The organism is Mesorhizobium sp. M7A.F.Ca.US.014.04.1.1 (assembly GCF_003998745.1).
In the GTDB taxonomy this organism is placed as follows: domain Bacteria; phylum Pseudomonadota; class Alphaproteobacteria; order Rhizobiales; family Rhizobiaceae; genus Mesorhizobium; species Mesorhizobium ciceri.
Map to the genome: position 1 here is coordinate 1 of NZ_RZRW01000591.1, position 3443 is coordinate 3443.

Here is a 3443-nt window from a genome sequence, read left to right on the forward strand (position 1 = left end):
TGCCGACTTTTCATCGGGCGGGAAACCGCCGAGACGCTGGTCGCCGAAGTCTACGGCCGCGTGGCCGGTTATGCGATCGTGCTGTTTCGCAAAGGCAGCGGCGTGGCGCGCCTCTACTCGATTGCGACCAGTCCGTTTTTCGGCGGGCTGGGTGTCGGCCGCATCCTGCTCGGATCCGCCGAAGATGCCGCCTTCGAGCACGACCGCATGATGCTGCGTCTCGAAGTTCGCGAAGACAACAGCCGCGCGATCCGCATCTACGAACGGGCCGGTTATCGCAAGATCGGGCGTGAGCCCGGCTACTATGAGGATGGCGAAACGGCACTTCGCTACGAAAAAACCTTGCGTGGCGACATTCCGATCGCCACCAAGGTGCCGTTCTACCCGCAGACCTGTGAATTCACCTGCGGTCCGTGCTGCCTGATGATGGCGATGGCCAATTTCGATCGCGGCTTCGTGCCGGATCCGGTCATGGAAATCCGCCTGTGGCGTGAAGCGACGACCGTCTTCATGATGTCGGGTCCCGGGGGTTGCGAGCCGTTCGGCCTCGCTGTCTCGGGCTATGAGAGCGGGCTCGCGGTGGAGATCTACGTCTCCTTCTATGGCGCGCTGTTCCTGCAATCGGTGCGCAGCGAGGACAAGCGCAGGGTAATGGAACTGGCCCAGGTCGACTTTCGCCGACGCGCGGAACTTTACGGCATCCCGGTGAATTACCGTGCATTCACAATCGACGATATCCGCGCTGCGATCGCTGGGGGAAAGCTGGTGCTGGTGCTGATCAGCGGCTTCCTGATGTTCGGCAAGAAGGTGCCGCACTGGGTGCTGGCGATCGGCGATGACGGCGACCATATCCTGATCCACGACCCTTGGGTCGAGGATGAAAGGCAGGAGACCATCCTTGATGCAGCCAACATTCCCGTGCCTTACGGCATCTTCATGAACATGGCGCAGTTCGGTCGCGATGGACTGCGGGCCGCCATCACTCTGGGAAAGCGTGACAGACAATGACCTGGGTCATCCTTACCGGCAGGCAGAGCGATCTCGACCAGGTGGCGACACCGCACAAGATCATCACCAATCGCGACTATCTCGCGCATCCGTCATTGTTTCGCGGCCAGCGGCCGAAGGTCATCAACCTGTCGAACAATTACGCCTACCAGAGCCGCGGCTACTATGCCTCGCTGCTGGCAAGCTCGCGCGGCCACAAGGTGATCCCGACCGTCGAGACGATGATCGACCTGTCGGAACGCAAGCTCTATGAGCACGCGCTGCCGGAACTGGAACTGGCGCTCAACAAATGCCGCAAGGATCTTGGTGGCGCCTTTCCGCAAAAGGTCTGCATCTTCTTCGGCATCGGGCCGTCAAAAATCTGGGACCGTTTCGCCAAGCTGTTGTTCGATTGGTTCCGCGCACCGGCGCTCGAAGTCCACATCAAGGACAGCGCCGAATGGGCCTCGATCCGCAAGATCGGCTTCCATCCGCTGGCGCGGATGACCGAGGACGAGGAAAAAAGCTTCATACAGTGCCTGGAAACCTACACCAACCGGGAGTGGCGCGACACCAAGGGCCGCACGCCGGCGCGCTATACCTTCGCCACGCTGGTCGACCCGCATGAGGAATTGCCGCCCTCGGAGATCTCGTCGCTGCGCTATTGGGCCAAGATCGCCGAGAAGATGGGCGTCGAAATCGAGCCGATCACCAAGCGGGACCTGGCCAAGCTCGCCAATTACGACGCGCTGTTCATCCGCGAGACCACCTCGATCTCCAACCACACCTATCGTTTCGCCCGCCGCGCCCAGCAGGAAGGCATGCCGGTGATCGACGATCCACTGTCGATGATCCGCTGCACCAACAAGGTCTATCTCAACGAGCTGATGGCCTACAACAAGGTGCCGGTGCCGCCGACGGTGATGATCGCCGGCACCTCGGATCTCGAACTGGCGGCGCAGACGCTGGGCTTTCCGCTGGTGCTGAAGATCCCGGATTCGTCGTTCTCGCGCGGCGTCAAGAAATGCGCCAATTTCGAGGAACTGAAGACGCTCGCCACCGAATGGCTGGAGGATTCCGACCTTCTGATCGCGCAGAAATTCATTCCGACCGAATATGATTGGCGTGTCGGCGTGCTCGGCGGCCAGCCGCTGTTTGCCGTGCACTATCTGATGGCCAAGAAGCACTGGCAGATCGTCAACCACAAGGCCAACGGCAAGCCCGACCAGGGCGGCATCAAGACCTTCACGCTGAAGGAAACGCCGGCGCATGTCGTCGAGACGGCAGTGAAGGCGGCGCGCTGCATCGGCGACGGGCTCTATGGCGTCGACCTCAAGGAGACCAAGGACGGCGTCTTCGTCATCGAGGTGAATGACAATCCCAACCTCGATCATGGCTGGGAGGATTCCGGTGAGAAGGACGAGGTCTGGGTGCGGCTGACGCAGTGGTTCCTGGAGCGGTTGGACCGGCCGGGGCGGTAATTTGATCGGGGGTAGAACATGCAGTTTATCGTGATCGAGGATTTCACCGGCTGTGATCGCAAGGAGATCTATCGCCGCTTTCGCGACCGCGGCCGCCTGAAACCGGACGAGCTGCTCGTGCACCACAGCTGGATCGCGGCGGACATGAGCCGCTGCTTCCTGCTGGTGGAGGCCGATGACGTCACGCTGCTGCAGCGTTGGGTCATCGAATGGGCGGATCTGGTGGAATTCGAGATCATCCCCGTGGCGACAAACAAGGACATGGCTGAGGCATTGAGCGGGCACCTCTGACGATTGCCGCGTGTCGCGTCAACGCAGTGCCGGCGAGCCGACTGCGCGCCGGCACTCGTCGATCAGCCACTGGCGAAATGCGTCCACGACATCGCGTCTGGCGCTGCGCGCCGGGATCGTCAGGCAATAGGGCTGGCGCAGCTCGACCATTTGGGCGAGGGGCCTGACAAGTCGGCCGTCCTCCAGCGCCTCGGCACAGTAGATCCCTTGCGCCAGCGCCACGCCCAATCCCGAAATGGCAAGGTCGAGTGCTGCGCGCGATGAGTTGGCCGAGAGGCCGCGCTGCGCTGCCCGGCCGGGTTCGATGCCGGCCGCCTCGAACCAGTTGTGCCAGGACGGAAAGGACGCACCGGTCGGTCCCCAGCCGGTATGGATAAGCGGCAGGCTGGCGAGGCCTTCGGGTTTGATCGTGTCCGCCAGCCCGGGTGCACACACGGGATAGACTGCGTCCTGGACGATGTCCTCGGTCGGGTGCTCGCGATAGTGCGGGCCATAAGTGAGCCTGATGTCGATCAACTCACGGTCGAACGGCACCGGGTCATCCTCGCCTCTGAGCGATATGTCGACGGCGCCATGGCTGGAGACAAAACCAGTGAGGCGCTGCGAAAGCCAACCCATGGCCATGGATGGCGGCACCGACACCACGAGGCGCGGGCGGAACGCATCGCCGCCCAGTTGGCGCGC

4 protein-coding genes are annotated in these 3443 nt (G+C 62.3%); 3 read left to right on the forward strand and 1 reads right to left on the reverse strand.

Features of this window, described 5'->3' with window-relative positions:
* The 3 genes from EOA22_RS28135 to EOA22_RS28145 all read left to right on the forward strand — a co-directional run.
* The coding region (locus EOA22_RS28135) for a peptidase C39 family protein (protein ID WP_127390383.1) at window positions 1-1008 on the forward strand (1008 nt) is incomplete at its 5' end.
* Window positions 1005-2468: a RimK family alpha-L-glutamate ligase gene (locus EOA22_RS28140; protein WP_013532574.1), complete on the forward strand. Its 1464-nt coding sequence runs from the start codon at window positions 1005-1007 to the stop codon at window positions 2466-2468. The genes EOA22_RS28135 and EOA22_RS28140, both read left to right, overlap by 4 nt.
* Before the next feature lie 30 nt (window positions 2469-2498).
* Window positions 2499-2759 carry a DUF3303 family protein gene (locus EOA22_RS28145; protein WP_244514281.1) on the forward strand — a complete coding sequence of 87 codons (261 nt, stop codon included), beginning with the start codon at window positions 2499-2501 and terminating at the stop codon, window positions 2757-2759.
* A gap of 18 nt (window positions 2760-2777) precedes the next feature.
* Here the strand turns inward: EOA22_RS28145 and EOA22_RS28150 are convergent.
* Window positions 2778-3443, reverse strand: a 666-nt coding sequence (locus EOA22_RS28150; protein ID WP_127390384.1) for a LysR substrate-binding domain-containing protein, incomplete at its 5' end; no start/stop codon positions are given.